This is a genomic window from Amycolatopsis heterodermiae, from assembly GCF_034929455.1.
GTDB classification, from domain to species: domain Bacteria; phylum Actinomycetota; class Actinomycetes; order Mycobacteriales; family Pseudonocardiaceae; genus Amycolatopsis; species Amycolatopsis heterodermiae.
This window is the reverse complement of record NZ_JAYFSI010000009.1, coordinates 45,034-68,536: the sequence shown is the minus strand read 5'-3', so window position 1 is coordinate 68,536 and position 23,503 is coordinate 45,034. Positions and strand designations below refer to the sequence as shown.

Here is a 23,503-nt window from a genome sequence, read left to right as displayed (position 1 = left end):
CGCACTTAGGCTAACGGGAGGACCTGAGAACTTCGTGAGGGCTCGACGGCGGTGGAGGGAGCGGCCGGATGCGCTGGCGCACGCTCTTCGCTGCCGCGTTGCTGCTGGTCACGGCCACCGCGTGCGGGCCGGGCAAGGTCTCGCCGACCGACTCGGTGGTGGCCAGGGCCAGTGCGGCGGATCACCTGACCATCGGCATCCGGTTCGACGCCCCCGGCCTTTCCGAGCACACCGTGGACGGGAGGTTCGTCGGTTTCGACGTCGACGTGGCGACGTTTGTCGCCGGTGAGCTCGGCGTCGCCCCGAAGGACATCACGTGGCGCGAGACGACGCCGTCGACCCGCGAGACGGACCTCACCTCGGGCGCGGTCGACCTGGTCGTCGCGACCTATTCGATCACCGACAAGCGCAAGCAGGTGGTGTCGTTCGCCGGGCCGTACTTCACCACCGGCCAGGACCTGCTGGTCCGGCGCACGTCGGCCGACATCACCGGCCCGGAGGCGCTCAACACGCGCAAGCTGTGCTCGGTCACCGGCTCGACCCCCGCCCAGCAGGTCAAGGACAAGTTCGCGCAGGCCGTCGAGCTGGTCGAGTACCCGCGGTACCCGGACTGCGTGACGGCGCTGCTCGCCGGGCAGATCGACGCCGTGACGACCGACGGCGTCATCCTGGCCGGGTACGTCGCGCGCGACCCGGAGCTGCTGAAGGTCGTCGGGAAGCCGTTCTCGAAGGAGAACTACGGCGTCGGCCTGCGCCGGGGCGACACCCAGGGGGTGACCGCGGTCGACGACGCGATCCGCAAGATGATCTCCACGGGCGAGTGGCTGCGCTCGCTCAACACGAACATCGGCCCGTCCGGTTACCAGCTGCCCCCGCCTCCTGAGGTCACCGAGAAGTGAAACTGCCCGACCTGCCGGTCCGGTCCGTGCTGCCCGACGTGCTTTCGGCGTTGGACGCGCACGGCACCGCGGTGCTCGTCGCGCCGCCCGGCACCGGCAAGACGACGCTGGTCCCGCTCGCGCTGATGTCCGGCGACGGCCGGGTCGTCGTCGCCGAGCCGCGCCGGCTGGCCGCGCGCGCCGCGGCGGGCCGGATGGCGGCGATCCTGGGCGAGCCGGTGGGCGAGACCGTCGGGTACGCCGTGCGCGGCGACCGGAAGGTGTCGTCGCGCACACGCGTCGAGGTCGTGACGTCGGGCCTGCTGGTGCGGCGGGTCCAGGGCGACCCCGAGCTGCCAGGGGTGTCGACGATCCTGCTGGACGAGTGCCACGAGCGGCACCTGGACGCGGACCTGCTGCTGGCACTGCTCCTGGACGTCCGCGCCGGGCTGCGCGAGGACCTCCGGCTCCTGGCGACGTCGGCAACGGTGGCCTCCGGCCGGCTCGCGTCCTTGCTGGGCGACGCGCCGGTGATCGAGGCGTCCGCGAGGACGTACCCGGTTTCGACGGCGTACCTGCCACCCGCCCGCGGCGAGCGCGCCGAGGCCGCGGTGGCCCGCGCGGTCCGGACGGCACTGTCCGAAGGGGACGGTGACGTCCTTGCGTTCCTGCCCGGGGCAGGCGAGATCGCCCGCACCTCCGGCTTTCTGCATTTGTCCAATGTGGACGTCCTACCCCTGCACGGCCGGCTTACGGCGACACAGCAGGACGACGCGCTACGGCCGCGCGACCGGCGCCGGGTGGTGCTGGCGACAGCGGTGGCCGAGTCGAGCCTGACGGTCCCGGGCGTGCGCGCGGTAGTCGACTCGGGACTGGCGCGAGTGCCCCGCGTGGACCACCGGCGCGGCCTGCCGGGCCTGGCCACGGTCCGGGTCTCGGCGGCAGTGGCGGCGCAACGGGCGGGCCGCGCCGGGCGCGAGGCGCCGGGCCGGGTGTACCGCTGCTGGGCGGAGCACGAGCAGGGCACGCTGCCGGCGTACCCCGAGCCGGAGATCAGGACGGCGGAACTGGCTCGGCTGGCTTTGGAGCTGGCGTGCTGGTCGACCCCGGACGGCACCGGCCTGGCGTGGTGGGACCCACCGGGTGAAGGAGCGTTGGCCGCGGGCCGGGCATTGCTGGCGACGCTGGGCGCGACGTCTTCGGACGGAACAGTGACCGCACGCGGCCGCCGCATGGCCGACCTGGGCTTGCACCCGCGCTTGGCCCGCGCGCTGCTGGACGGCGCGGAGGCGGTGGGCGCGCGCAACGCGGCGGAGGTGGTAGCGCTACTGGACACGGGCGGCAAGCTGACGGACGTGGACGCGGAGCTGCGCCGCCTACGCGGGGCAAACGATGACGCGGCCCGACGGTGGAACCGCGAAGTCCAGCGCCTCGCAAAGCTCGTCACCGGTTCGGGTCGGCCTGATCCCGCCCTCATCGTCGCCCTCGCTCATCCCGAGCGGCTTGCGCGGCGGCGTCCCGGTGGGGAGCCCGTCTACCTCATGGCCGGGGGTACCGCCGCCGAACTCCCGCCCGGCAGCGGTCTCGACTCCGAGTGGCTGGCCGTCGCCGAGGCGACGCGGGATCCCGGGCGGGTGCACGGCACCATCCGGCTCGCCGCGGCCGCCGACGAGCAGCTCGCCACCCGGGCCGCCCCCACCTCCGAAACCGACGAGATCACCTGGGCCGACGGCGATGTCGTCGCCCGGCACGTCAAGAAGCTCGGCGCCATCACCCTTTCCTCGCGCCCGCTCAAGAACCCGAACGTCCACGACGCCCTGGTGGCGGGCCTGAAAGCCGAAGGCCTCGGCCTCCTCAAATGGACCGCCGACGGGACCCGGCTGCGCGAGCGGATGGCGTTCCTCCACCGCACCCTCGGCGCGCCCTGGCCCGCCGTGGACGACAAGAGCCTGCTGTCCGATGTGGACAGCTGGCTGGACCTCTCCGGCATCCGCCGCCGCGCGGACCTCGCGAACCTCAACGCGGGCACCGCACTGAAGGCGCTGCTCCCCTGGCCCGCGGCGTCCAAAATGGACGAACTCGCGCCGGACCGGCTCGAAGTACCCTCCGGGTCGCACGTCCGCGTCGACTACGGCGGTGACCAGCCCGTGCTGGCCGTGAAGCTGCAGGAGACCTTCGGCTGGACGGAAACGCCGTCGCTGTCCGGCGTCCCGGTCGTGCTGCACCTGCTCTCCCCCGCCGGCCGCCCGGCCGCGATCACCGCGGACCTGGCGTCGTTCTGGACCGGCGGCTACCCGTCCGTCCGCGCCGACCTGCGCGGCCGCTACCCGAAGCACCCGTGGCCCGAGGACCCGGCCACCGCCGTCCCGACCCGGCACACCCGCCGCCGGGCCTGACGAAAGTCGGGGTCGGCCCGCGACGCTCGGCCGATGTTCCGGCGCTCCGGAAAACCCAGACTGGGTCCATGATCACGCTCAGAGGACTCACGAAACGGTACGGCGAAAAGACCGTCGTCGACGCGCTCACCTGCGACGTCGCCGCCGGGCGGGTCACCGGGTTCCTCGGCCCCAACGGCGCCGGGAAGTCGACGACCATGCGGATGACCGTCGGGCTCGACCACCCACAGGCAGGCGAAGTGCTGGTCGGCGGGCGGCGCTACGCCGAGCTGGAGCACCCGCTGCGCGAGGTCGGAGCGCTGCTCGACGCCAAGGCCCTGCACCCCGGCCGCAGCGCCGGGAAACACCTCCTCGCGATGGCCCGCAGCAACGGCATCGCGGCATCGCGCGTCGAGGAAGTGCTCGCGACCGTCGGGCTTTCGGACGTCGCGGGCAAGCGGGCCGGCCAGTTCTCGCTCGGCATGGGACAGCGGCTGGGCATCGCGGGCGCGCTGCTCGGCGACCCCGGGGTGCTGCTGTTCGACGAGCCGGTCAACGGCCTCGACCCGGACGGCGTCCGCTGGGTGCGGCAGCTGATGCGCTCGCTGGCCGCCGAGGGGCGGACGGTGTTCGTCTCCAGCCACCTGATGAGCGAGATGCAGCTGACCGCCGACCACCTCGTGGTGATCGGCCGGGGCAAGCTCCTCGCGGACGCGCCGGTCGCCGAGTTCATCGCGGGCAACTCCCGCAGCACGGTCTCGGTGCGCGTCCCGGACGACGCCGACCGCGACACGCTGGACCGGCGGCTGCGGGCCGAAGGCGGGCGCACGCACCCCGGTGAGGCGGGCGAGCTGGTGGTCGACGGCGTCGACGTCACCCGCGTCGGCGACCTGGCGCACGAACTCGGGATCCGCGTGCACGGTCTCGCCGAGCGGACGGCGTCGCTCGAGCAGGCGTACATGGAACTGACCGCTTCTTCGGTGGAGTACGGGGTGTCGGCATGACGGCGGCGGTGGCTGTGGTGTCCTCGGAGTGGACGAAGTTCTGGTCGGTCCGCGCGACGTGGTGGACGGGGATCGCCGGGGCCGCGCTGATGGCGTTCTACAGCGTCGTTTCGGCGATCTCGCAGCGCTTCGACAGCGACGACCCGCTGGGCGCGAACACCATCGCCCTCGGCGGCGGCTTCTACCTGACCCAGTTCGCGGTGATCGCGCTGGCGACGCTGTTCGTGACGAGCGAGTACGCCGGCGGCGGCATCCGTTCGACCCTGCTGTGGACCCCGGTGCGGCGGCGGGTGGTGCTGGCGAAGGCGGCGGTGCTGCTGCCGGTGCTGTTCGGGTACGGCGTGGCGCTGTCGGGCACGGGAATGGCCGTGGCGGGATTGCTGAAGGACGGCCACGGCCTGCCGACGTCCTTCGCGGGCGCCTTCACGACGTCGGTGGGTATGGGCGGCTACTTCGCGCTGCTGGGACTGCTGTGCACGGGGGTGGGCTGGGCCCTGCGAAGCGCGGCGGGCACGCTGGTGACGGTGATCGTGCTGCTGGTGCCGCTGCCGCTGATCGTGTCGTCGCTGGGGCTGCCGGGCCTGGTGCCGTACTTCCCGGGCATCGCCGGGTTGAACGCAATGGTCGAGGCGGGCCACCCGAACCCGATCACGATGGAGATCGCCCCTTACGCGCCCTGGGTGGGCCTGCTGATCTGCGCGGCGTGGACGACGGCGGCGCTGCTGGCGGGCAACGCGGTGCTACGCCGCCGGGACGCCTGAAGTCCGTGAAGGCCACATTGAGGGACTCTGAGTCCCTCAATGTGGCCTTCACGGACTTGGGGAGATGCCCAGGCCGGTGAGCACTTCCCGGGCCCCGAGAGTCAGTGCGGCCCGGGAAGGCGGGGCGAGGGAGCCCGTGCCCGCGATGGCGTCGAAGATCGCGCCGTCCAGCCAGGCCACCAGCACCGACGCGTGCCGTTCCGGTTCGGAGGAACCCGCGGCCGCCAGGACCGAAGCGCAACGGCGGCGGATCAGTAAGCCGCCCTTGTCGTACGCCGAGCGCAGCTCCGGGCGCCGGGTCGCCTCCAAGGCGAACTCGTACCGTGCCAACATCCGCGTCCGGCCGGAAGTGATAGCCGCGTGGACGAAACCCGCCAGGAACTCCGGCAGCCGGCCCGGTGGTGGCTCCAGGTCGACGTTGTCCAGCGCGACCATCCGCGTGATCGTCAGCTCCAGCAGCGCCGCCCGGGTCCGCGCGTAGTACGACGTCGAGCCCGGGGGCAACCCCGCCGCCCGGTCCACCGCGCGGTGGGTCAGGCCGCGCATACCCTCCGCGGCGATCACCTCGATCGCCGCGTCGCCGATGGCCGCAAGACGCTCCACGAACGAGTACTCTACAGCTGTAGAGGAGGAGACATGGACGCGGTGGTGGTCGGCGGCGGGATCGGCGGGCTCGCGGCGGCGGTCGGGTTGCGCCGGGCCGGGTGGGACGTGACCGTCCTGGAAAAGGCACCCGAGATCACCGGCGCCGGCGCCGGGATCTCCCTCTGGCCGAACGCCCAGCGCTGCCTGGACGTCCTCGGCGTCCAAGCTCCCCTCAAGAAGCAGCGAGACGGCGGCCTCAGGGACAAGAAGGGCCGCCGCATCACCGGCTGGGACTCGGCCGCCTTCGAACGTCACCACGGCCTGCCGCTCACCGCGATCCACCGCCGGGACCTCGTCGACGCGCTCGCACGAGCGCTGCCCGAAGAGACCAGGAAGACCGGCGCCGAAGTCACCGAAGTCCGCGAAGACGGCTTCGTGCGCTACACCGGCGGAGAACTCCAGGCCGACCTCGTCGTGGCCGCCGACGGCATCAACAGCCGGATCAGAAACGGACCACCGCCGGTCTACAGCGGCAGCACTGCCTTCCGCGGCGTGGCCTGCCGACCCGGGACGCCGTTGAGCACCAGCTGGGACCGCGGCGCCGAGATCGGCGTGCTGCCGCTGACCGGCGACGACGTCTACTGGTGGATCTCCTACGTCGTCCGCGCCGGCGAACGGCCGGCCGACGTCAAGGCCTACCTGAAGCAGCACTTCGGCGACTGGCACGACCCGATCCCGGCGCTCATCGACGCGACGCCCGCCGAGCACATCCTCCACCACGACCTCTACTACTTGGGCACACCGCTGACCAGCTACGTCCGCGGACGGATCGCTCTCCTCGGTGACGCGGCCCACGCGATGCCGCCGTTCCTCGGCCAGGGCGGCTGCCAGGCTCTCGAAGACGCCGTCGTGCTCGCCCACTCCGTGTCCACAGAGGACACCGTTCCCAAGGCACTCGAGAGGTACGACCGGGAGAGACGCCAGCGCAGTCAAAAGGTCGCAAGGGACTCCGTACAGGCCGGGAAGATCGGCCCGCAGCTGACCAACCCCGTCGCCACGACGGTGAGGAACACGCTCCTGAGAATGGCCCCCGCCAAGGCGACGGCCAGGATCGGCGCCGGGGTCAGTGGCTGGCGTCCGCCGGATCTCCCCCGACCAGCCCCGCCTCGTACGCCGTGATCGCCGCCTGCACCCGGTTCTTCGCGCCGAGCCGGGTCAGGATCGTGCTGACGTGCGCTTTCACCGTGCCCTCCACGACGAACATCCTCGCCGCGATGTCCGCATTGGACAGTCCGGAACCCAGCAACGTCAGCACTTCCCGCTCGCGGTTGGTCAGCAACGCGATGCGCGAGCGGGCCGCCGACGCGCGCGCGAGCTGCCCGCCGGACAGCCGCGCGATGACCCGCTGCGCCACCTTCGGCGAGAGGAACGCGGCCCCGTCGGCGACGGCGTGGATGCCCGCCAGCAGCTCGCGCGGGTCGCCCGACTTGAGCAGGAACCCGCCCGCGCCGAGGCCGAGCGCGCGTTCGATGTAGTCGTCCTCGCCGAACGTCGTCAGCATGATGACGCCGGTCGCGGGCAGCAGCCGCCGGATCTCGGCCGCCGCGCCCAGCCCGTCCAGGACGGGCATCCGGATGTCGAGCAGCACGACGTCCGGGTGCGTGGCCAGCGCCTGGTCGACCGCCGCACGGCCGTCCCCGGCCTCGGCGACGACCTCGATGCCGCCGTCCGCACTTAGGATCGCCGCCACCCCTGCCCGCATCAGCGCTTCGTCGTCGGCCAGCAGCACCCTGATCACGCATCCCCCTCGGCGAACCTGTCCTTCGAAACCAGCTTGCCCCCGGCGAAACACAGCCGGAACGCCGCGTAGTCGTTGTCCAGCAACGATCTTCCGGTGCCGTAGTACTCGCACGCGGCCCCGGGCACCGGCGGGAGCGGCGGCTCACCGCGCACCGGGCGCGCGACGCGCTGGTTGCCCGGCAGCTGCGGCGCGACCTCGGCGCGCGGCTGCCCGACCCGCAGCCCGTCGTACACCCGCGGCGGCAGCTCCGACGACGTCCACTGGTACAGGAACACGATTCCGGCGACGCCGACGACCACCGCGAACAGGCCCAGCGGGACGGCGACCGCCTGCACCAGGCTGCGCCGGACGTCGCGGCGCGCCAGTTCCAGCGCGCGGGCGGACGTCGACTGCCCGACGGCGTCGTCGGCGGCCTCCCGCAGTTCAGGGCTCTCTTCGACCGGCGCGGCGTCGTGCGGCAGCGTCGCGGTGACGGCGAACCCGCCCTCGTGCGGCCCGGTCCGCAGCGTGCCGCCGACCAGCCGGACGCGCTCGCGCAGCCCGATCAGCCCGCGGTGCCCGGACGCGGCCCCCGGCAGCGGCCCGGCGGGTGGCGGCGCGTTGACGACGCTCACCTCGGTCTGCGCGCCGGAGCTGGTCACCCGGACCGTCACGGCGGCGCCCGGCGCGTGCTTGGCCACGTTCGTCAGGGCTTCCTGGACTACCCGGTGGGCCGCGAGCGCGACCATCGGCGGCGCCTGCGCACTGTCCACTGTGGAGTCGATGAGCAGGCCGGACGCCCTCGCCCGCGTGATCAGCTCGCCGAGGTCACCCTGCACCGGCTCGACGGGCGCGGCGTCCTCGCGCAGCACGCCGATGATCTCGCGCAGCCGCTCGGTGGCGGCCGCGGCGCTGGTCCGCAGCTGGGCCGCCGCGCCGCGCTGGTCGTCGTCGAGGCCACCGGCGACTTCGAGAGCCGCCGCGCGGACGGCGATGAGGCTCAGCTCGTGGCCCAGTGAGTCGTGCATGTCGCTGGCGATCCGCGCGCGCTCGCGCAGCCGGGCCTGGTCGGCGATCAGGCGCTGGCGGCTCTCCATCTCTTCGGCGCGGCGCCAGCCGGTGCGGGCGAGCTCACCGCGCAGCCGGACGTAACGCCCGAGCAGCCACGGCGACAGCCCGGCGAAGACCAGGACCGCGACGACCTCGGCCCAGTCGCCGAGCGCGTCGTCGCCGAAGACCAGCGAGACCGGCAGGGCGAGCACCGCGACGGCACCGCCGACCAGCAGGCCCGGCCGGGCCCGCGGCATCCGCAGCCCGGCCTGGTAGCTCATCGCGACCAGCACGAAGATCATCCAGACCGGCACGCGGTTGCCGTAGGGGAACGGCACGGCCAGCGTGCCCGCCAGCGCGACGGCGAGCGAGACGACGGGGTGGCGCCGGGCCGTGGCCACCGAGACCAGGACGACCGCGAAGCCCCCGGCCATCTCGCCGTACGCCCGGGCCTGCACCGTGTCCGAGACGACGATGAACGCCAGGAACAGGGCGAGGGTGACGTCGAGCACCACCCGCCACCTGCGCTTCGTCACCTCCTGCACAGGATCGAAGCTACAAGGCGTGACCGGCGGCGACCACTGCCGAAAGTCAACCTTTCAGCGTGTCCAGGAACGCCAGGGTCTGCGGCCAGGACAGCGCGAACGCCTCGGCGTTGACCGCCGTCCCGTGCCGCGAGGAGTCGGTGAAGCCGTGCTCGGCGCCCGGGAAGTGCTGGCTGAACGTCGCCCCGCGCGGCCGGGACTGCAGCGCGGCCTGGAGCCGGTCGAACGTCTCGTGCGAGACGACGACGTCGGCCTCCGGGTAGGAGACGAGCACCGGCGCGGTGATCTCTGTCGACAAAGCGACAGCGTCCAGGTCGTGGCTGGGCGGCGCCGGGACGCGGATCGTCGGGTGGTACGCGACTACGCCGGAAACCCGCTGGTCACGGGCGGCGAACAGGAGCGCGAACCGGCCGCCGAGGCACCAGCCCATGACCCCGGCCGACGTGCAGCCGAGCTCGCCGAGCAGGTGGTCGAGCAGCGCCGTCTGCTCGGCGAGCGCGACGTCGTCACGCAGCTCGCCGAGCTTCTCGCCGAGGATGTCGCGGGAGGTGTTGTCGGTGCTCGCGCCGTGGAAGACGTCCCAGGTCAACGTCGTGATGCCCCGGCCGGCGAGCTCGTCGGCCCAGGCCCGGACCTGCTCGCCGATGCCGGTGATCATCGGCAGCAGCAGCATGCCGAACTCGGAGCCGCCGTCCGGGCGGGCCAGGTACGCGGAGAGGTCGCCGACACGGGTGGTGGACGTCTCGATGCTCATATCCGCACGGTAGCGCCCTGGGTGATGCATCATGATCCACCATGGCCGAGCGCACCCTCGCCGATCAGTTGGGCGGCTACCTCCCCGAAGGCATCGAGGCCCTCGAAGAGCACGAGCGGCAGGACCTCGCCGACGCGCTGCGCGACGCGCGCCGTCGTCAGGCGAAGGCCTTGGCCGAGGCCGGCGAAGAGGGCCTCCGGTACGTCCCGGCGTTGCTGCGGGGCGCGGTCCGGAAGGCGGTCGGACTGTGACGGCGAACTACGAAGCCGAAGCCGAGATCCTCAAGCTGGCCCGCGTCCTCGGCGTCGAACCCGAACGGCTCGAGTACCTCGCCCGCGTCGACGCCGACGACCTGAAGGCGTTCCGCGAGCGCGTCACCGACACGCTGTTCGACGCGAACATCGCCGTGCTGCAGCGGATGGCGCTCGCCGCGCGGCTGCTGCCGGGCGGGGTGCTGGCGAAGATCGCCGAGAAGGTGTTCGGGCCGCTGCTGTGCGCGCGGATCGCCGGGGTGGTCGACGTGGCCCGCGGGGTCGACGTCGCCAAGCGGCTGAGCCCGCGGTTCCTGTCCGAGGTCGCCGCCGACCTCGACCCGCGCCGGGCCAGCGCGATCATCTCGCGCATCCCCCTGGACACCGTGCTGGCGGTCGCGGGCGAGCTGGCCGGGCGCGCGGACTGGATCACCCTGGGCCGGTTCGTCGGGCACCTCCCGGACCCGACGGTCCGGCGCTGCCTCGAGGAGATCGACGATCCCGGCCTGCTGCGGATCGCGTTCGTGCTCGACGACAAGAGCCGCGTCGACCACGTCGTCGGCCTGCTCCCGGCCCACCGGCTGGGCCGCGTGATCACCGCGGCCGGCGCCGACGAGGACCTCTGGGTCCCGGCGCTGGACCTGCTGAACCACCTGAGCGCCGAGCGCCGGGGCACGCTGGCCCCGATGCTCGGCGCACTCCCGGACGGCCTCCGGGAACGGGCTCAGGCGACGATCAAGTAGATCCCGTAGCCGACGATCGCCAGACAGACGACGAAGCAGAGGATCGCGCCGGCCAGCGGGCCGGTGCCCGAGCCGCCCGCCTCGCGGGCCGACTCGCGCTGGGAGAGCCCCACCACCCCGAAGGAGAAGAGGCTCGTCAGCACGACCACCGAGGCGAGCGCGACGACGAAGACGAGACCGAGGGAACCCCAATCGATGTTCACGGCGCTCCTCAGGCGTTGGCCGGCTGGGTGGCCGGCTCGGGCTCGTTGATGGTGTTGGCGCTGATCGGGTTCCGCCGCGACGCGAGGTAGATGCCCACCGCGACGACGACCCCGGCGAGGCCGATCAGGACCGTGCCCCAGGTGCCGAGCGTCGAGACCTCGGCGGCGACCGCGCCGACGATCGCGGCGGCCGGCAGCGTCAGCGCCCAGGCGATCACCATCTTGCCCGCGACGCCCCAGCGGACCTCGGCGAGCCGCCGGCCGAGGCCGGAGCCGATGATGCCGCCCGAGCAGACGTGCGTGGTGGAGAGCGCGAAGCCGAGGTGCGCCGAGGTCAGGATGACCGCCGCGGCGCTCGTCTCGGCCGCGAAGCCCTGCGGCGTCTGGATTTCGGTGAGCTTCTTGCCCATCGTCTGGATGATCCGCCAGCCGCCGAGGTAGGTGCCGAGCGCGATCGCCGTGCCCGCGGTCAGGATGACCCAGATCGGCGGGTTCGAGCCCGGCGCGAGCGAGCCGGACGCGATCAGCGTCAGCGTGATGACACCCATCGTCTTCTGCGCGTCGTTCGTGCCGTGCGCCAGCGACACCAGCGAGGCCGAGGCGATCTGGCCGGCCTTGAAGGTGCGGCCCACCGTGTCCTGCTTCGCCCGGTTGGTGATCCGGTAGACGAGGAAGGTGCCCAGCGTCGCGACGATCCCGGCGACGATCGGCGAGGCGAGCGCCGGGATGAGGACCTTCTCGACGACCTTGCCGAAGTGGACGGCGTCCGAGCCCGAGGCGATCCAGGTGGCGCCGATCAGCCCGCCGAACAGCGCGTGCGAGGAGCTCGACGGCAGCCCGATCAGCCAGGTCACCAGGTTCCACACGATGGCCCCGACGAGTCCGGCGAAGATGATGACCGGGGTCACCTTGGTGTCGTCGACGATCCCCCCGGAGATCGTCTTCGCGACCTCCACCGAGAGGAACGCGCCGACGAGGTTCAGCACCGCGGACACCCCCACCGCGACCCGCGGCTTGAGTGCGCCGGTGGCGATGGACGTGGCCATCGCGTTGGCCGTGTCGTGGAAGCCGTTGGTGAAGTCGAAGGCCAACGCCGCGACGATCACCACCAGCACGATCAGCGAGAAGTCCATGCGTGGCTCATTTCCGTCGCCGGAGGCTGTTCGTTGAGCAACGCTACGGATCGCCCGACCGGAACCCGATCCCTGCGGTGTGACGGCTCCCTGAACTCTCCATGAACCGGGATGCGCTTTCCGGGAGGAACCTCGCATTTCCGGCAGGTAGGGCCAACCCGACCACGAAGACGGTGGTCCAGCCCAGTGTGCCCGGCCCCCGCCCCTGCGAACGTCGGGTCATGAGCAGACTGGGGCCGGGCTGGCCGATCGCCGCGACCGTGGCATCGGGACTGTTGTTCTTCTTCGGCACGGGCCTGGACCCGGTTCCCGAGCTGGCTTGGTGCGCACCGCTGCCGATCCTGCTGCTCGCGCCGCGGGTGTCCGGGGTGACGGCGCTGCTCTGCGCGTTCGTCGCCTACGCCGCGGGCGGCATCCCGAGCTGGAGCTACTTCTGGCACTCGCTCTCGGTCCCACGCCCGGCCGGGATCGCCATCCTCGCCGGCAGCGCGCTGCTGTTCGCCCTGTCCGCCGGGCTGTTCCGGCTGCTCGTCCGACGCCACCACGCGGTGCTGGCCGTGCTCGCTGCGGCCGGACTGTGGACGGTCGCGCTTTACGCGGTCTCCCTGCTGAACCCGACCGGTCTGATGGGGACGTTCATGACGACCCAGGCCGACCGGCCGGTCGTGCTGCAGCTCGCGTCCGTCACCGGCGGCTGGGGTGTCGAGTTCCTGGTGCTGGCCGTCCCGGCCGCGGTGGCCGCGATCTGCGCGCCCGGCATCCGGGCCGGCTCCCGGTTGGTCTCGGTGATCGCGGTCGCCGCCGTGCTGACCGGCCTGTTCTTCTGGAGCACCGCCCGGCTGAGCAGTCCCGCGGGGACGACGGCGAAGGTCGCGCTGGTCGTCCCGGCGAAGGCGGGTTACGCCACGGACGTCACGACGCCGCAGGGCGCCGCGCTCCTGCAGTCCTATGTGGACCAGATCGGCGCGCTGCCTGACGGCGTCCGCGTCGTGGTACTCCCGGAAGCCGCCTTCGCGGTGGACGACGCCTCCCGGGCCGGCTTCGTCGAGCGGCTGCGCCGCACCGGCGTCGAGGTGGTCACCGGCGTCTACGACACCACGCCGCAGGGGCGATTCAACGCGGCCCTCGACGTCCCGCCGTCCGGTCCGCCCGTCGAGTTCCGCAAGTGGCACAACGGGGATTCGAAGAACATCGCGTCCGGCACGGACCTCGCGTACCTCGCGGGCCCGGCCAAGATCGGCCTGCTGGTCTGCATGGACGTCAACTTCGCCGACCCCAGCGGCGGCTACGGCGAGGCGGGCACCGGCCTGGTGCTGATCCCGGCGTCCGATGAGGACGCCGACGGCTGGGAGCACAGCCGCACCGCGCTGATCCGCGGCGTCGAGAACGGGTTCTCGGTGGCGTGGAGCGCCGCCCGCGGCACGCCGATGCTGTCCGACGCCCACGGCCGCGTCCTCGCCGACACCCGCACGGGAGCGCAGCCGTTCTCGGTGGTGACCGCGGACGTCCCGCTGGGCAGCGGCGCCACGCCGTACGCCCGCCTCGGCGACTGGTTCGCGTGGCTGTGCGGCCTGCTCGCGATCGGCGGGATCGTCACGGCCGTCCGGCGAACCGGCGAAACCTCCGCTACGGCAAGGGCCGAGGACGCTACGGTCGGGGCATGACCCTGCGTCCACCCGACAGCCCCGCCGGCGTCCTCCGGACCATCCGGCCCGCCAAGCCCGCCATCGCCTATGGGCAGGACACCCAGCACTCGGCGTTCCCGAGCGTCACCCGGTTGCCCGACAACACGCTCCTGGTCGTGTACCGCCAGGGCAGCAACCACTACACGAACCGTGACGGCTTCATCCGGAGCACCGCGAGCCACGACGACGGCCGGACGTGGAGCGCGCCCGCCACGGTGATCGCGGCCTCCGCCGGGACCGACTTCCGCGACCCGTCCATCTCGCTCAGCCGCGACGGCACCAAGCTCTACCTGACTTACTTCAAGGCCACCACGACCGTCGGCGCGGCCGGCTCCTTCTTCCGCTCGTCGGCCGACGGCGGCGCGACGTGGGGCAGCGAGGTCCGGATCGACGCGAGCCTCCCGTCGTCGGCGATTTCCGCGCCGGTCGTCCAGCTCGCCGACAACTCGCTGCTCGCGCCGCACTACTCGAAGAGCAGCGGCGAGACGTTCGACTCGGCGTGGATCGCCCGTTCCACCGACAACGGCGCCACCTGGACCTCGACCCGGGTGGTCAACGGCCAGAGCGCGAGCCGCGACTACCAGGAGCCGTACCTGGTGAACCGGGGCAACGCCCTGTTCCTGACGTTCCGGTGGGGCAACAACGCGTCCATCGGCGCCGCCCTGTCCACCGACAACGGCGCCACGTGGTCCACGCCCGCCGCCGCGTTCACCGGCACCGGGCGGCCGTCGTCGGTGTGGCTCGCGGACGACACCGTCGTCGTCTACGTGCGCGACAGCGCGGGCCGGTTCGTGCTGCGCGCGACGCGCGACCGCGGCACCAGCTGGCTGCCGCCCTACGTCGTCCAGATCCCGGCGAAGGGCGGCATGACGACCTACGCGTCGATGCTGGAAACCACCCCGGGCCAGGTCTTCACGGTGATGACCACCGAAGACGCCCCGAGCACGGAGTCGCGGCTCGCGTTCACCTACCTGGGGGTCGGCGCGCAGCAGACGCCGCTCGGGTTCGTGCCCGGCGAGCAGGCGGCCGTCCAGGCCGGCTACGACCAGGTCGTGCTGGCGACGTCGTTCCAGCAGCCGAACGGCGCCCCGCCCATCCCCTGGTGGGTCGCCGCGGGCGCGCTGACCGTGACGGACGGGCTGCTGCGGTCCGCCAGCGCCGACAACGTAGCGGACAACGGCGTCGTCGAGACGGGCAGCCTGGACCACCGGGCCGAGGCCGACTTCCTGTGGACCGGCCAGGCCGGGTTCGGGGTCTTCCTGCGGTACACCGACGCGTCGAACTACCTGCTGTTCACCCCGGAGACCGGCGGCGTGAACATCCGGCTGTACAAGAACATCGGCGGCACCATCACCCAGCTGGTGCTGGCGACCGGCAAGCCGGTCAACGCGGGCGGGTTCCACACGCTGACCGCGACCGTCCGGGCCGGCACGGTGATCGCCGCGGTCAACGGCGAAACCCTGATCCACTACGACCTGACGGCGGCCGAGAACTCGGCGCTGACCGGCACCAGCGCCGGGGTGAAGATCAACGAGCAGGCCGGCTCGGTGACCCAGTGCCGCCGGGTCGTGATCACCACCTAGCCGCGGGCGTCACCGGCCGCTGTGACGGGCAACGGGTGCTGGCCCATGTACCGGCGCCCGTTCTCGGCGGACTCCCGGACCGCCGCGAAGCCGTAGTCCACCATCGCGGACTCGTACTTCGCCACGGCGTCGAGCAGCGGGGCCCCGGCCAGCGCGGACGCCAGCGCCGCACCGTCGCGCAACGCGGTGTTGGCGCCCGCGCCGGCGGCCGGGCTCATCGCGTGGATCGCGTCGCCGACCAGCGTCACCCGCGACGGCGTCCACGGCCCGATCGGCACGCTCGTGCGGATCGGCTGCGGGAACGTCGCCCCGGCGTCCCAGCTTTCGACCATCGCGCGGACCCGCGGGTGCCAGCCCTCGACCAGGCCGAGCGCGAGTTCCCGCAGGTCGGCCGGGGACATCGCGGCCAGCTCGGCGTCGGACCGGTCGAGCACCACGCGGCGCGCACCGACCGCGCACGTCATGTACGGCTCGTGGTCGCGCAGCCGCAGGTCCGGCACCAGGCGCGCGCACGCCTCGGCGACCGGCTCCGGGTAGTCGACCGGCGCGAACCCGGCCATCGTCCGGTCCGGCCCGATGGCCATCGAAAACACCGCGAACATCTCGGGGTCGAACAACGCGCGCGTCCGGTCGGTGAGCGGGATCCGGCCGTAGAGGTGCACGAGCCCGGCGTCGACGACCTCGGCGTGCGGCAGGTACTGCTGCCGCACGGGGGAATGGACGCCGTCCGCTCCCACCAGCACCGTTCCCCGCGCGGAGGTCCCGTCGGCGAAGTGCGCGGTCACGCCGTCTTCGTCGAGGTCGTAACCGGTGAACCGCTTGCCGTAGCGGACTTCCTGGCCGTGCAGCAGGATCTGCCGCAGGGTGAAGCGGTTGACGTTGAGGTGGGTGCCCTTGTCGACGAGGGTCGTGGCCAGGCGCAACTGCTCGTCGTAGACGTTCGTGCGCGGCAGCGCCCGGCCGGCCGTGGCGCGGAAGAGTTCGTGAAGTCCGGGGCTCAGCACCTCGCGCAACGCGGTGTCCCCGGCGCCGTTGATGTGCAGCCGGTAGCCCTGCAGCCGGGCGTCCGGTGCCGTGTCGCGTTCGTGGACCTGGCACGGGATCCCGGCGCGGCGCAGTCCTTGGGCGAGGCTCAGGCCGCCGAGACCGGCACCGATGATGACAACAGACACACTTGTCCCTTCGTCGCTTCCGATGAAGGGACGCACAGGTGAGCCTGCACTGCGCCTGAGACTGCACTGCGCTGCCCGGACTAACCCATACCGGACTGTGTCTTCGCGCGTCCTCGCTCCCGACGTTAGCGCACCAGAACTCCGGCGCGCCACACGGCTTTGGTGAGCGGTACTCCGGGCCGGTAGGCCAGATGTGTGACGGACGGTGCGTCGAGCACGTGGACGTCCGCCCGCGCGCCGGGCCGCAGGACACCGACGTCGTCGCGGCGCAACGCCTTCGCGCCGCCCGCCGTCGCCGACCAGACGGCCTCCTCGATCGTCATGCGCATCTGCAGCACCGCCGTCGCGACGCAGAAGGCCATCGACGTCGTGTACGAGCTGCCCGGGTTGGCGTTGCTGGCCAGCGCGACCGTCGCGCCCGCGTCGAGCAGCCGCCGCGCCGGGGCCAGGGGTTGCCGGGTCGACAGGTCGCACGCGGGCAGCAGCGTCGCCACGGTTGCGGACGCAGCCAGCGCCTCGACGTCCGGATCGCTCAGGTACGTGCAGTGGTCGACGCTCGCCGCGCCCAGCTCGACCGCCAGCCGGACACCGGGGCCTTCACCGAGCTGGTTGCCGTGCACCCGCAGGCCCAGCCCGCGCTCCGCGGCGGCCTTCAGGACCCGCGCCGACTGGGCCTCGTCGAAGGCGCCCGTCTCGCAGAAGACGTCGGCCCAGCGCACGCTTTCCGCGACCGCGTCGAGCATCTCACCGCACACGAGGTCCACATAGGACTCGGCGTCGGCGCCCGGCGGCACCAGGTGCGCGCCGAGGAACGTCACCTCGTCGGCGACCTCCCCGGCGATCCGGGCGCTGCGCGCTTCGTCCGCGACCGTCAGCCCGTAGCCCGTCTTCGTCTCCAGGCAGGTCGTCCCCTGCCGGGCCGCCTCGTCGACGTGCCGGCGCAGGTTCGCGGCCAGCTGCTCGTCGGACGCTTCGCGCGTCGCTCCGACGGTGATCGCGATTCCGCCTGCGGTATAAGGCTTCCCGGCCATCCGGGCTTCGAACTCGGCCGTCCGGTCCCCGGCGAAGACGAGGTGGGTGTGGCTGTCGACCCAGCCCGGCAGGACCGCGCGACCCTCGACGTCGACGTGCTCGTCGGCGTCCGGCGCCTGGGACGACGGGCCCACCCAGGCGACCTCGGTGCCGTCGAGCACCAGCGCCGCGTCGGTCAGGCGGCCCAGCTCGGCGTCGTTGGTCGTCAGCTCGCCGATCCCCGTGATCACGACAGCCACAGTGCCTCGATCTCCTTCGCCAGAACGGTTTCCGGTCGTTCGATCAGCTGGTGCACCCCGTCGCGGACGACGTCCCGGCCCGCGACGACGACGTGCCGGACGTCGGCCCCGGACGCGGCGAACACCACCCCGGACGGCTCGATCCCGGCCGTCCGCACGGAGTCCAGCGCGACCGTCACGAAGTCCGCGCCCGCGCCCTCCTCGATGCGCCCGACCTCGGGCCACCCGACGGTGGCGTGGTCAGTACCCGCGGCCAGGAGTTCCTCGGCGGTGAACCGGCCGCGTTCCTCGGAAGCCAGCCGGTCGTCGAGTTCGAGCGCGCGGGTCTCCTCGAAGGCGTCGACAACGGCGTTGCTGTCGCTGCCGACACTGAGCCGCACGCCCGCGTCTCGCAGTGCGCGGGCCGGGCCGATGCCGTCGCCGAGGTCGCGTTCGGTGGTCGGGCAGAAGCACGCCCCGGCGCGGGCGGTGCCGAGCCGGGTGATGTCGGACGTCGTCAGGTGCGTGGCGTGCACGGCGACCAGGCGATCGGTCAGCGCGCCGTGGTCGTCCAGGAGTTCCGTCGGCGTGCGGCCGTAGGCGGCCCGGCACTGCTCGTTCTCGGCCCGCTGCTCGGAAAGGTGAATGTGGACGATCCGCGCACTGTCCACAAGAGACAACTGGTCGGCCGGGACCGCGCGCACCGAATGGATCGCAGCGCCGACGCGGAACAGCTCGTCTTCCTTCAACGAGGCGACCCGCGAGGCCCACGCCGAGGCCGAGCCGTCGGAGAACCGCCGTTGCACCTCGTCGGGCTCGACGCCGATGCCGCCCGCCAGGTAACAGGTGTCGAGCAGGGTCAGCCGGATCCCGGCGTCCCGCGCGGCCTCCCGCAGCGCCTCCCCCATCGCGTTCGGCGACGCGTACAGCTTGCCACCGGGCGTGTGGTGCAGGTAGTGGAACTCGCCTACGCTCGTGTACCCACCCAAGACCATCTCGGCGTAGACCCCGCGGGCCAGCCGGTAGTACGTGTCGGGATCGAGCCGCGACGCGAGCGCGTACATCCGCTCACGCCACGTCCAGAACGTGCCGCGCTCGTGGTGCGTCCGCCCGCGCAACGCCCGGTGAAACGCGTGCGAATGGCCGTTCGCGAAGCCGGGCAACGTCAGTCCGTTCAGGACGGTTCCGGCACGCGGCGAGTCCGGCGTCACGCTCGTGATCTGCCCGCCGGCGACCTCGATCCGGACTCCGCGGGCGATGCCGCCGGGCAGCCAGGCATGCTCGCACCAGTACGTCATCGCGCCAGCTGCTCGAGCGCGGTGGCCAGCGCCTGCGCCCCCGCCTCGACGTCCGCGGCCTCGGCGAACTCCTCCGGCGAGTGGCTGATGCCGGTCGGGTTGCGCACGTACAGCATCCCGGCCGGGACGAACCCGGCGAGGATCGCCGCATCGTGCCCGGCACCGGTCGGCAGCTCCGGCACGCCGCCGAGCCAGCCGCCGAGGGCGTGGCGCAGCGCGTCGTCGAACACGACGTCGCCGGAGTACGACTCCCGCGTCACCTGAAGCTGGCACCCTTCTTCCCGCGCCGCGGCCGAGGCCGCCTGGCTGATCTCGGCGACCAGCCCCGGCGTTCCTTCACCGGGGACCCGTGCGTCGAGCCAGAGGTCCACTGTGGACGCGATGACGTTGGTGCCGCCGGGGGTCGGCACGAGCCGCCCGACGGTCGCCCGCGCGTCCGGCACGCCCGCCGCCAGCCGCCGGACGGCGGTGACGGTCGCCGCGGCCGGCAGCATCGGGTCGGCCCGGTCGCCCAAGAGCGTCGCGCCGGCGTGGTTTCCCTGGCCGGAGAAGGAGAAGCGCCACCGTCCGTGCGCGATCACGGTGCTGCCGACGGCCACCGGCGCGCCGAGGTCGATCAGCCCGCGGCCCTGCTCGACGTGCAGTTCGAGGAACCGCCCGATCTTGTCGAGCCGCTCCTCGTCCGGCCCCATCCGCGCCGGGTCGACGCCGGCCTTCTTGGCCGCCTCCGCGAACGTGACGCCGTCGGCGTCACGCAGGCCGCGCGCCTTGTCCGGGTCGATGGTGCCGGTGAGCAGCCGCGAGCCGAGGCACGGGACGCCGAACCGGCCGCCCTCCTCCTCGGCGAACACGACGACGGCGATCGGCCTGCGCGCCCGGAAACCCTTTTCCTGCAGGGCTTCCACGGCGGCCAGCGCACTCGCGACACCGAGCGGGCCGTCGAACGCCCCGCCGCCGGGCACCGAGTCGAGGTGGCTGCCGGTGACCACGGCGTTGCGCCCCGGCGGCCCCCACCAGGCCCAGATGTTGCCGTTGCGGTCGGTCTCGACGTCCAGCCCGAGCCCCAGCGCCCGGTCGACGAACCACTCGCGCAGGTCGTACTCGGGCGCGTCGAAGGCGTGGCGGGAGTAACCGCCGCGCTGCGGGTCGCGCCCGACGTCGGCGATTTCCTCCAGGAAGCCAGAAGCGGTCACGCATCCCCCTGCATCGGCACCCGCACGCCCCGCTCGTCGGCGACGTCGGCCGCGCGATCGTAACCGGCGTCGACGTGCCGGATGACGCCCATGCCCGGGTCGTTGGTGAGCACGCGCTCGAGCTTCTGCGCGGCCAGGGCCGTCCCGTCGGCGACACTGACCTGCCCGGCGTGGATCGAGCGGCCCATGCCGACGCCGCCACCGTGGTGGATCGACACCCAGCTGGCGCCGGACGACGTGTTGACCAGCGCGTTCAGCAGCGGCCAGTCGGCGATCGCGTCGGAGCCGTCGGCCATGCCCTCGGTCTCGCGGTACGGCGAGGCGACGCTGCCGGAGTCGAGGTGGTCGCGGCCGATGACCACCGGGGCCTTCAGCTCCCCGCTGGCGACCATCTCGTTGAACCGCAGGCCGGCCAGGTGCCGCTCGCCGTAGCCGAGCCAGCAGATCCGCGCCGGCAGGCCCTGGAACGCCACGCGCTCGCCGGCCAGCTTGATCCAGCGGGCCAGGGATTCGTTCTCCGGGAACAGTTCCAGCATCGCGCGGTCGGTCGCCGCGATGTCCTCCGGGTCACCGGAGAGCGCGGCCCAGCGGAACGGGCCGTTGCCCTCGCAGAACAGCGGGCGGATGTAGGCCGGCACGAAACCGGGGAAGTCGAACGCGCGCTCGCAGCCGCCGAGCTTCGCCTCGCCGCGCAGGGAGTTCCCGTAGTCGAAGACTTCGGCGCCCTTGTCGAGGAAGCCGAGCATGGCCTCGACGTGCTCGGCCATCGACTCGCGCGAGCGGTCGGTGAACTCGTCGGGCTTCTTGGCCGCGTAGTCGTGCCAGTCCGCGACGTCGACGCCCTTGGGCAGGTACGACAGCGGGTCGTGCGCGGACGTCTGGTCGGTGACGATGTCCACCTCGACCCCGCGGCGCAGCAGCTCCGGCAGCACCTCGGCGGCGTTGCCGACGACCCCGACGGACAGCGCCCGCTTCTCCTGCTTCGCCTTGGTGACACGGGAAATCGCGTCGTCGAGGTCGTCGGCGACCTCGTCCAGGTAACGCGTCTCGACGCGGCGGTGCGCGCGCTGCGGGTCGCACTCGATGACCAGCGCGACGCCGTCGTTCATGGTCACAGCGAGCGGCTGCGCGCCACCCATGCCGCCGAGGCCGGCGGTCACCGTCAGCGTGCCTTTCAGGGACCCGCCGAACTTCTTCTTGGCGACGGCGGCGAACGTCTCGTAGGTGCCCTGGAGGATGCCCTGGGTGCCGATGTAGATCCACGACCCGGCCGTCATCTGGCCGTACATCGTGAGGCCCTGCTGCTCGAGGCGGCGGAACTCGGGCCAGGTGGCCCAGTCGCCGACCAGGTTCGAGTTCGCGATGAGCACGCGCGGCGCCCACTCGTGCGTGCGGAACACCCCGACCGGCTTGCCGGACTGGACGAGCAGCGTCTCGTCGACGTCCAAAGTGGTCAGTTCGCGGGTGATCGCGTCGAAGCTGGCCCAGTTGCGCGCGGCCTTGCCGGTGCCGCCGTAGACGACCAGGTCCTCGGGCCGCTCGGCGACGTCCGGGTCGAGGTTGTTGTGGAACATCCGCAGCGCGGCTTCGGTCTGCCACGACTTCGCGGTGAGCTGGGTGCCGCGGGCGGCACGGACGACACGGGACATGCTCAGACCTCCAGACGGGCGGCGTCGAGGACGGCGCCGGAGCGGACGAGTTCTTCGGCGGCCGCGATCTCGGGCGCCAGGTGCCGGTCGGGGCCAGGGCCCTCGACCTTGGTGCGGAGCAGGTCCCGGACGCGGCCGGTGACCGGCGACGGCTCGAGCGGCGCCCGGAAGTCGAGCGCCCGGGCTGCCGTCAGCAGCTCGATGGCCAGGACTGTCGTCAGGCCGTCGACGGCCTTGCGCAGCTTCCGCGCGGCCGACCAGCCCATGGAGACGTGGTCCTCCTGCATGGCGCTGCTCGGGATCGAGTCGACGGACGCCGGGACCGCGAGCCGTTTGAGCTCGCTGACGATCGCGGCCTGCGTGTACTGGGCGATCATGTGCCCGGAGTCGACGCCGGGGTCGTGCGCGAGGAACGGCGGCAGGCCGTGCGAGCGGGCCTTGTCGAGCATCCGGTCGGTGCGGCGCTCGGCGATGCTGGCCAGGTCGGCGATCGGGATGGCCAGGAAGTCCAGCACGTACGCGACGGGCGCGCCGTGGAAGTTGCCGTTGGACTCGACCCGGCCGTCGGCCAGCACGACGGGATTGTCCACAGCGGACGCCAGCTCGCGCTCGGCGATGAGTTCGGCGTGCGTGAGGCTGTCGCGCGCGGCGCCGTGGACCTGCGGGGCGCAGCGCAGCGAATAGGCGTCCTGGACGCGGTTGCAGTCCGGGCCGCGATGGCTCTCGACGATCTTGGAGCCCTGCAGCGCTTCCCACATCCGCGCGGCGGATTTCGCCTGGCCGGGGTGCGGCCGCAGCGACTGCAGATCGGCCGCGAACGCGCGGTCGGTCCCGAGCAGCGCCTCGACGCTCATCGCGGCGGTGAGGTCCGCGATGTCGAACAGCCGGTGCAGGTCGGCGGCGGCGAGCAGCAGCATGCCGAGCATGCCGTCGGTGCCGTTGGTGAGCGCGAGACCCTCCTTCTCGGCGAGCACGACCGGCTCGATCCCGGCGCGCTTGAGCGCTTCCCCGGCGGTCATGACTTCACCGCGGACCTCGACGTCGCCCTCCCCCATCAGCGCGAGAGCAACGGCGGCCAGTGGCGCGAGGTCGCCGGAGCAGCCGAGGGAGCCGTACTCGTGGACGATCGGCGTGATCCCGGCGTTGAGCAGGGCCGCAAGCGTTTGCGCGGTGCCCGGGCGGACGCCGGTGTACCCGCTGGCGAGGGTCCGCAGCCGCAGCAGCATGAGCCCGCGGACGACCTCCGTCTCGACGGCCGGCCCGGCGCCCGCGGCGTGCGAGCGGATCAGGCTGCGCTGCAGCGCGGTCCGGCTCTCCACCGGGATGTGGCGGGTGGCCAGCGCGCCGAACCCGGTCGAGACGCCGTACGTCGGCGAGACGGCGTGGGCGAGGTCCTCGATGTGCTGGCGGGTCGCGGCGAGGTTCTTCTCGGCGGCGTCCGTGAGCCCGACCGGCACGTGGCCGCGGACGACGTCGACGACCTGGGCGGCGGTCATGGGTTCGGGGCCCAGGAGCACTTTTTCCGGCATGAGCCCATTGGACACGGCGCTTACCGCTGGTGGGCTACCCCACGGAGTGGTTCCGTCTGGGATCTCAGACACTCGGGTTAGC

General features: G+C 72.5%; 21 protein-coding genes. 9 read left to right on the top strand and 12 right to left on the bottom strand.

Annotation, left to right across the window (positions count from 1 at the left end; translation table 11 throughout):
- The first annotated feature begins 68 nt into the window (after positions 1–68).
- From VA596_RS32535 to VA596_RS32520, 4 genes are all read left to right on the top strand, one after another.
- Positions 69–899 carry a glutamate ABC transporter substrate-binding protein gene (locus VA596_RS32535; RefSeq protein WP_323332042.1) on the top strand — a complete coding sequence of 277 codons (831 nt, stop codon included), beginning with the start codon at positions 69–71 and terminating at the stop codon, positions 897–899.
- A complete protein-coding gene (gene hrpB / locus VA596_RS32530; protein ID WP_323332041.1) occupies positions 896–3,274 on the top strand; it encodes an ATP-dependent helicase HrpB in 2,379 nt (792 codons plus the stop codon). The genes VA596_RS32535 and hrpB overlap by 4 nt, the downstream gene beginning before the upstream one ends.
- 68 nt (positions 3,275–3,342) lie before the next feature.
- Entirely contained in the window at positions 3,343–4,257 is a 915-nt protein-coding gene (locus VA596_RS32525) for an ATP-binding cassette domain-containing protein (RefSeq protein WP_323332040.1), read from the top strand.
- On the top strand, positions 4,254–5,018 hold the full coding sequence (locus VA596_RS32520; RefSeq protein WP_323332039.1) for an ABC transporter permease: 765 nt from the start codon (positions 4,254–4,256) through the stop codon (positions 5,016–5,018). Before VA596_RS32525 ends, VA596_RS32520 begins: the two co-directional genes overlap by 4 nt.
- 48 nt (positions 5,019–5,066) lie before the next feature.
- Here VA596_RS32520 and VA596_RS32515 read toward each other — a convergent pair whose 3' ends face one another.
- Complete coding sequence (locus VA596_RS32515; protein WP_323332486.1) at positions 5,067–5,564, bottom strand: TetR/AcrR family transcriptional regulator; 498 nt, start codon at positions 5,562–5,564, stop codon at positions 5,067–5,069.
- Between the two features lie 90 nt (positions 5,565–5,654).
- Between VA596_RS32515 and VA596_RS32510 the strand changes: the two genes are divergently transcribed.
- A complete protein-coding gene (locus VA596_RS32510) occupies positions 5,655–6,782 on the top strand; it encodes an FAD-dependent monooxygenase (RefSeq protein WP_323332038.1) in 1,128 nt (375 codons plus the stop codon).
- Here the strand turns inward: VA596_RS32510 and VA596_RS32505 are convergent.
- The 3 genes from VA596_RS32505 to VA596_RS32495 are packed head-to-tail and all read right to left on the bottom strand — an operon-like array spanning position 6,727 to position 9,732.
- Complete coding sequence (locus tag VA596_RS32505; protein WP_323332037.1) at positions 6,727–7,401, bottom strand: response regulator transcription factor; 675 nt, start codon at positions 7,399–7,401, stop codon at positions 6,727–6,729. The genes VA596_RS32510 and VA596_RS32505 overlap by 56 nt on opposite strands.
- Positions 7,398–8,978 carry a sensor histidine kinase gene (locus VA596_RS32500; RefSeq protein ID WP_323332036.1) on the bottom strand — a complete coding sequence of 527 codons (1,581 nt, stop codon included), beginning with the start codon at positions 8,976–8,978 and terminating at the stop codon, positions 7,398–7,400. The genes VA596_RS32505 and VA596_RS32500 overlap by 4 nt, the downstream gene beginning before the upstream one ends.
- A gap of 46 nt (positions 8,979–9,024) precedes the next feature.
- Complete coding sequence (locus VA596_RS32495; RefSeq protein WP_323332035.1) at positions 9,025–9,732, bottom strand: dienelactone hydrolase family protein; 708 nt, start codon at positions 9,730–9,732, stop codon at positions 9,025–9,027.
- Positions 9,733–9,773: 41 nt separating this feature from the next.
- Here VA596_RS32495 and VA596_RS32490 point away from each other — a divergent pair, with 41 nt between their 5' ends.
- Positions 9,774–9,983: a hypothetical protein gene (locus tag VA596_RS32490; RefSeq protein ID WP_003082038.1), complete on the top strand. Its 210-nt coding sequence runs from the start codon at positions 9,774–9,776 to the stop codon at positions 9,981–9,983.
- On the top strand, positions 9,980–10,726 hold the full coding sequence (locus VA596_RS32485; RefSeq protein WP_323332034.1) for a hypothetical protein: 747 nt from the start codon (positions 9,980–9,982) through the stop codon (positions 10,724–10,726). The genes VA596_RS32490 and VA596_RS32485 overlap by 4 nt, the downstream gene beginning before the upstream one ends.
- Here the strand turns inward: VA596_RS32485 and VA596_RS32480 are convergent.
- Both VA596_RS32480 and VA596_RS32475 read right to left on the bottom strand, forming a co-directional pair.
- A complete protein-coding gene (locus tag VA596_RS32480; RefSeq protein ID WP_323332033.1) occupies positions 10,708–10,929 on the bottom strand; it encodes a hypothetical protein in 222 nt (73 codons plus the stop codon). The two genes, VA596_RS32485 and VA596_RS32480, sit on opposite strands and share 19 nt — an antisense overlap.
- An 8-nt stretch (positions 10,930–10,937) precedes the next feature.
- Positions 10,938–12,062, bottom strand: a complete 1,125-nt coding sequence (locus VA596_RS32475; RefSeq protein ID WP_323332032.1) for an inorganic phosphate transporter — start codon at positions 12,060–12,062, stop codon at positions 10,938–10,940.
- 221 nt (positions 12,063–12,283) lie between these two features.
- On the opposite strand from VA596_RS32475, the gene VA596_RS32470 reads away from it, so the two are divergent.
- Together VA596_RS32470 and VA596_RS32465 are read left to right on the top strand one after the other, a co-directional pair.
- Positions 12,284–13,726 (top strand): acyltransferase, encoded by a 1,443-nt coding sequence (locus tag VA596_RS32470; protein ID WP_323332031.1) that lies wholly within the window; start codon positions 12,284–12,286, stop codon positions 13,724–13,726.
- Positions 13,723–15,330, top strand: coding sequence for a sialidase family protein (locus VA596_RS32465; protein ID WP_323332030.1), 1,608 nt, complete (start codon positions 13,723–13,725; stop codon positions 15,328–15,330). The genes VA596_RS32470 and VA596_RS32465 overlap by 4 nt, the downstream gene beginning before the upstream one ends.
- On the opposite strand, the gene VA596_RS32460 is transcribed toward VA596_RS32465, so the two are convergent.
- The 6 genes from VA596_RS32460 to hutH form a co-directional block, all read right to left on the bottom strand.
- Positions 15,327–16,502 (bottom strand): FAD-dependent oxidoreductase, encoded by a 1,176-nt coding sequence (locus tag VA596_RS32460; protein WP_323332029.1) that lies wholly within the window; start codon positions 16,500–16,502, stop codon positions 15,327–15,329. The genes VA596_RS32465 and VA596_RS32460 overlap by 4 nt on opposite strands.
- 125 nt (positions 16,503–16,627) lie before the next feature.
- Positions 16,628–17,773 carry an imidazolonepropionase gene (gene hutI, locus VA596_RS32455; protein WP_323332028.1) on the bottom strand — a complete coding sequence of 382 codons (1,146 nt, stop codon included), beginning with the start codon at positions 17,771–17,773 and terminating at the stop codon, positions 16,628–16,630.
- The gene (locus VA596_RS32450) at positions 17,761–19,050 is read right to left on the bottom strand and encodes a formimidoylglutamate deiminase (RefSeq protein ID WP_323332027.1); all 1,290 of its coding nucleotides are present in this window, start codon (positions 19,048–19,050) and stop codon (positions 17,761–17,763) included. The genes hutI and VA596_RS32450 overlap by 13 nt, the downstream gene beginning before the upstream one ends.
- Positions 19,047–20,243, bottom strand: coding sequence for an allantoate amidohydrolase (locus tag VA596_RS32445; RefSeq protein WP_323332026.1), 1,197 nt, complete (start codon positions 20,241–20,243; stop codon positions 19,047–19,049). The genes VA596_RS32450 and VA596_RS32445 overlap by 4 nt, the downstream gene beginning before the upstream one ends.
- Positions 20,240–21,898, bottom strand: coding sequence for a urocanate hydratase (gene hutU / locus VA596_RS32440; RefSeq protein WP_458364025.1), 1,659 nt, complete (start codon positions 21,896–21,898; stop codon positions 20,240–20,242). The genes VA596_RS32445 and hutU overlap by 4 nt, the downstream gene beginning before the upstream one ends.
- The gene (gene hutH, locus VA596_RS32435) at positions 21,895–23,421 is read right to left on the bottom strand and encodes a histidine ammonia-lyase (protein ID WP_323332024.1); all 1,527 of its coding nucleotides are present in this window, start codon (positions 23,419–23,421) and stop codon (positions 21,895–21,897) included. Before hutH ends, hutU begins: the two co-directional genes overlap by 4 nt.
- Between the last annotated feature and the right edge of the window lie 82 nt (positions 23,422–23,503).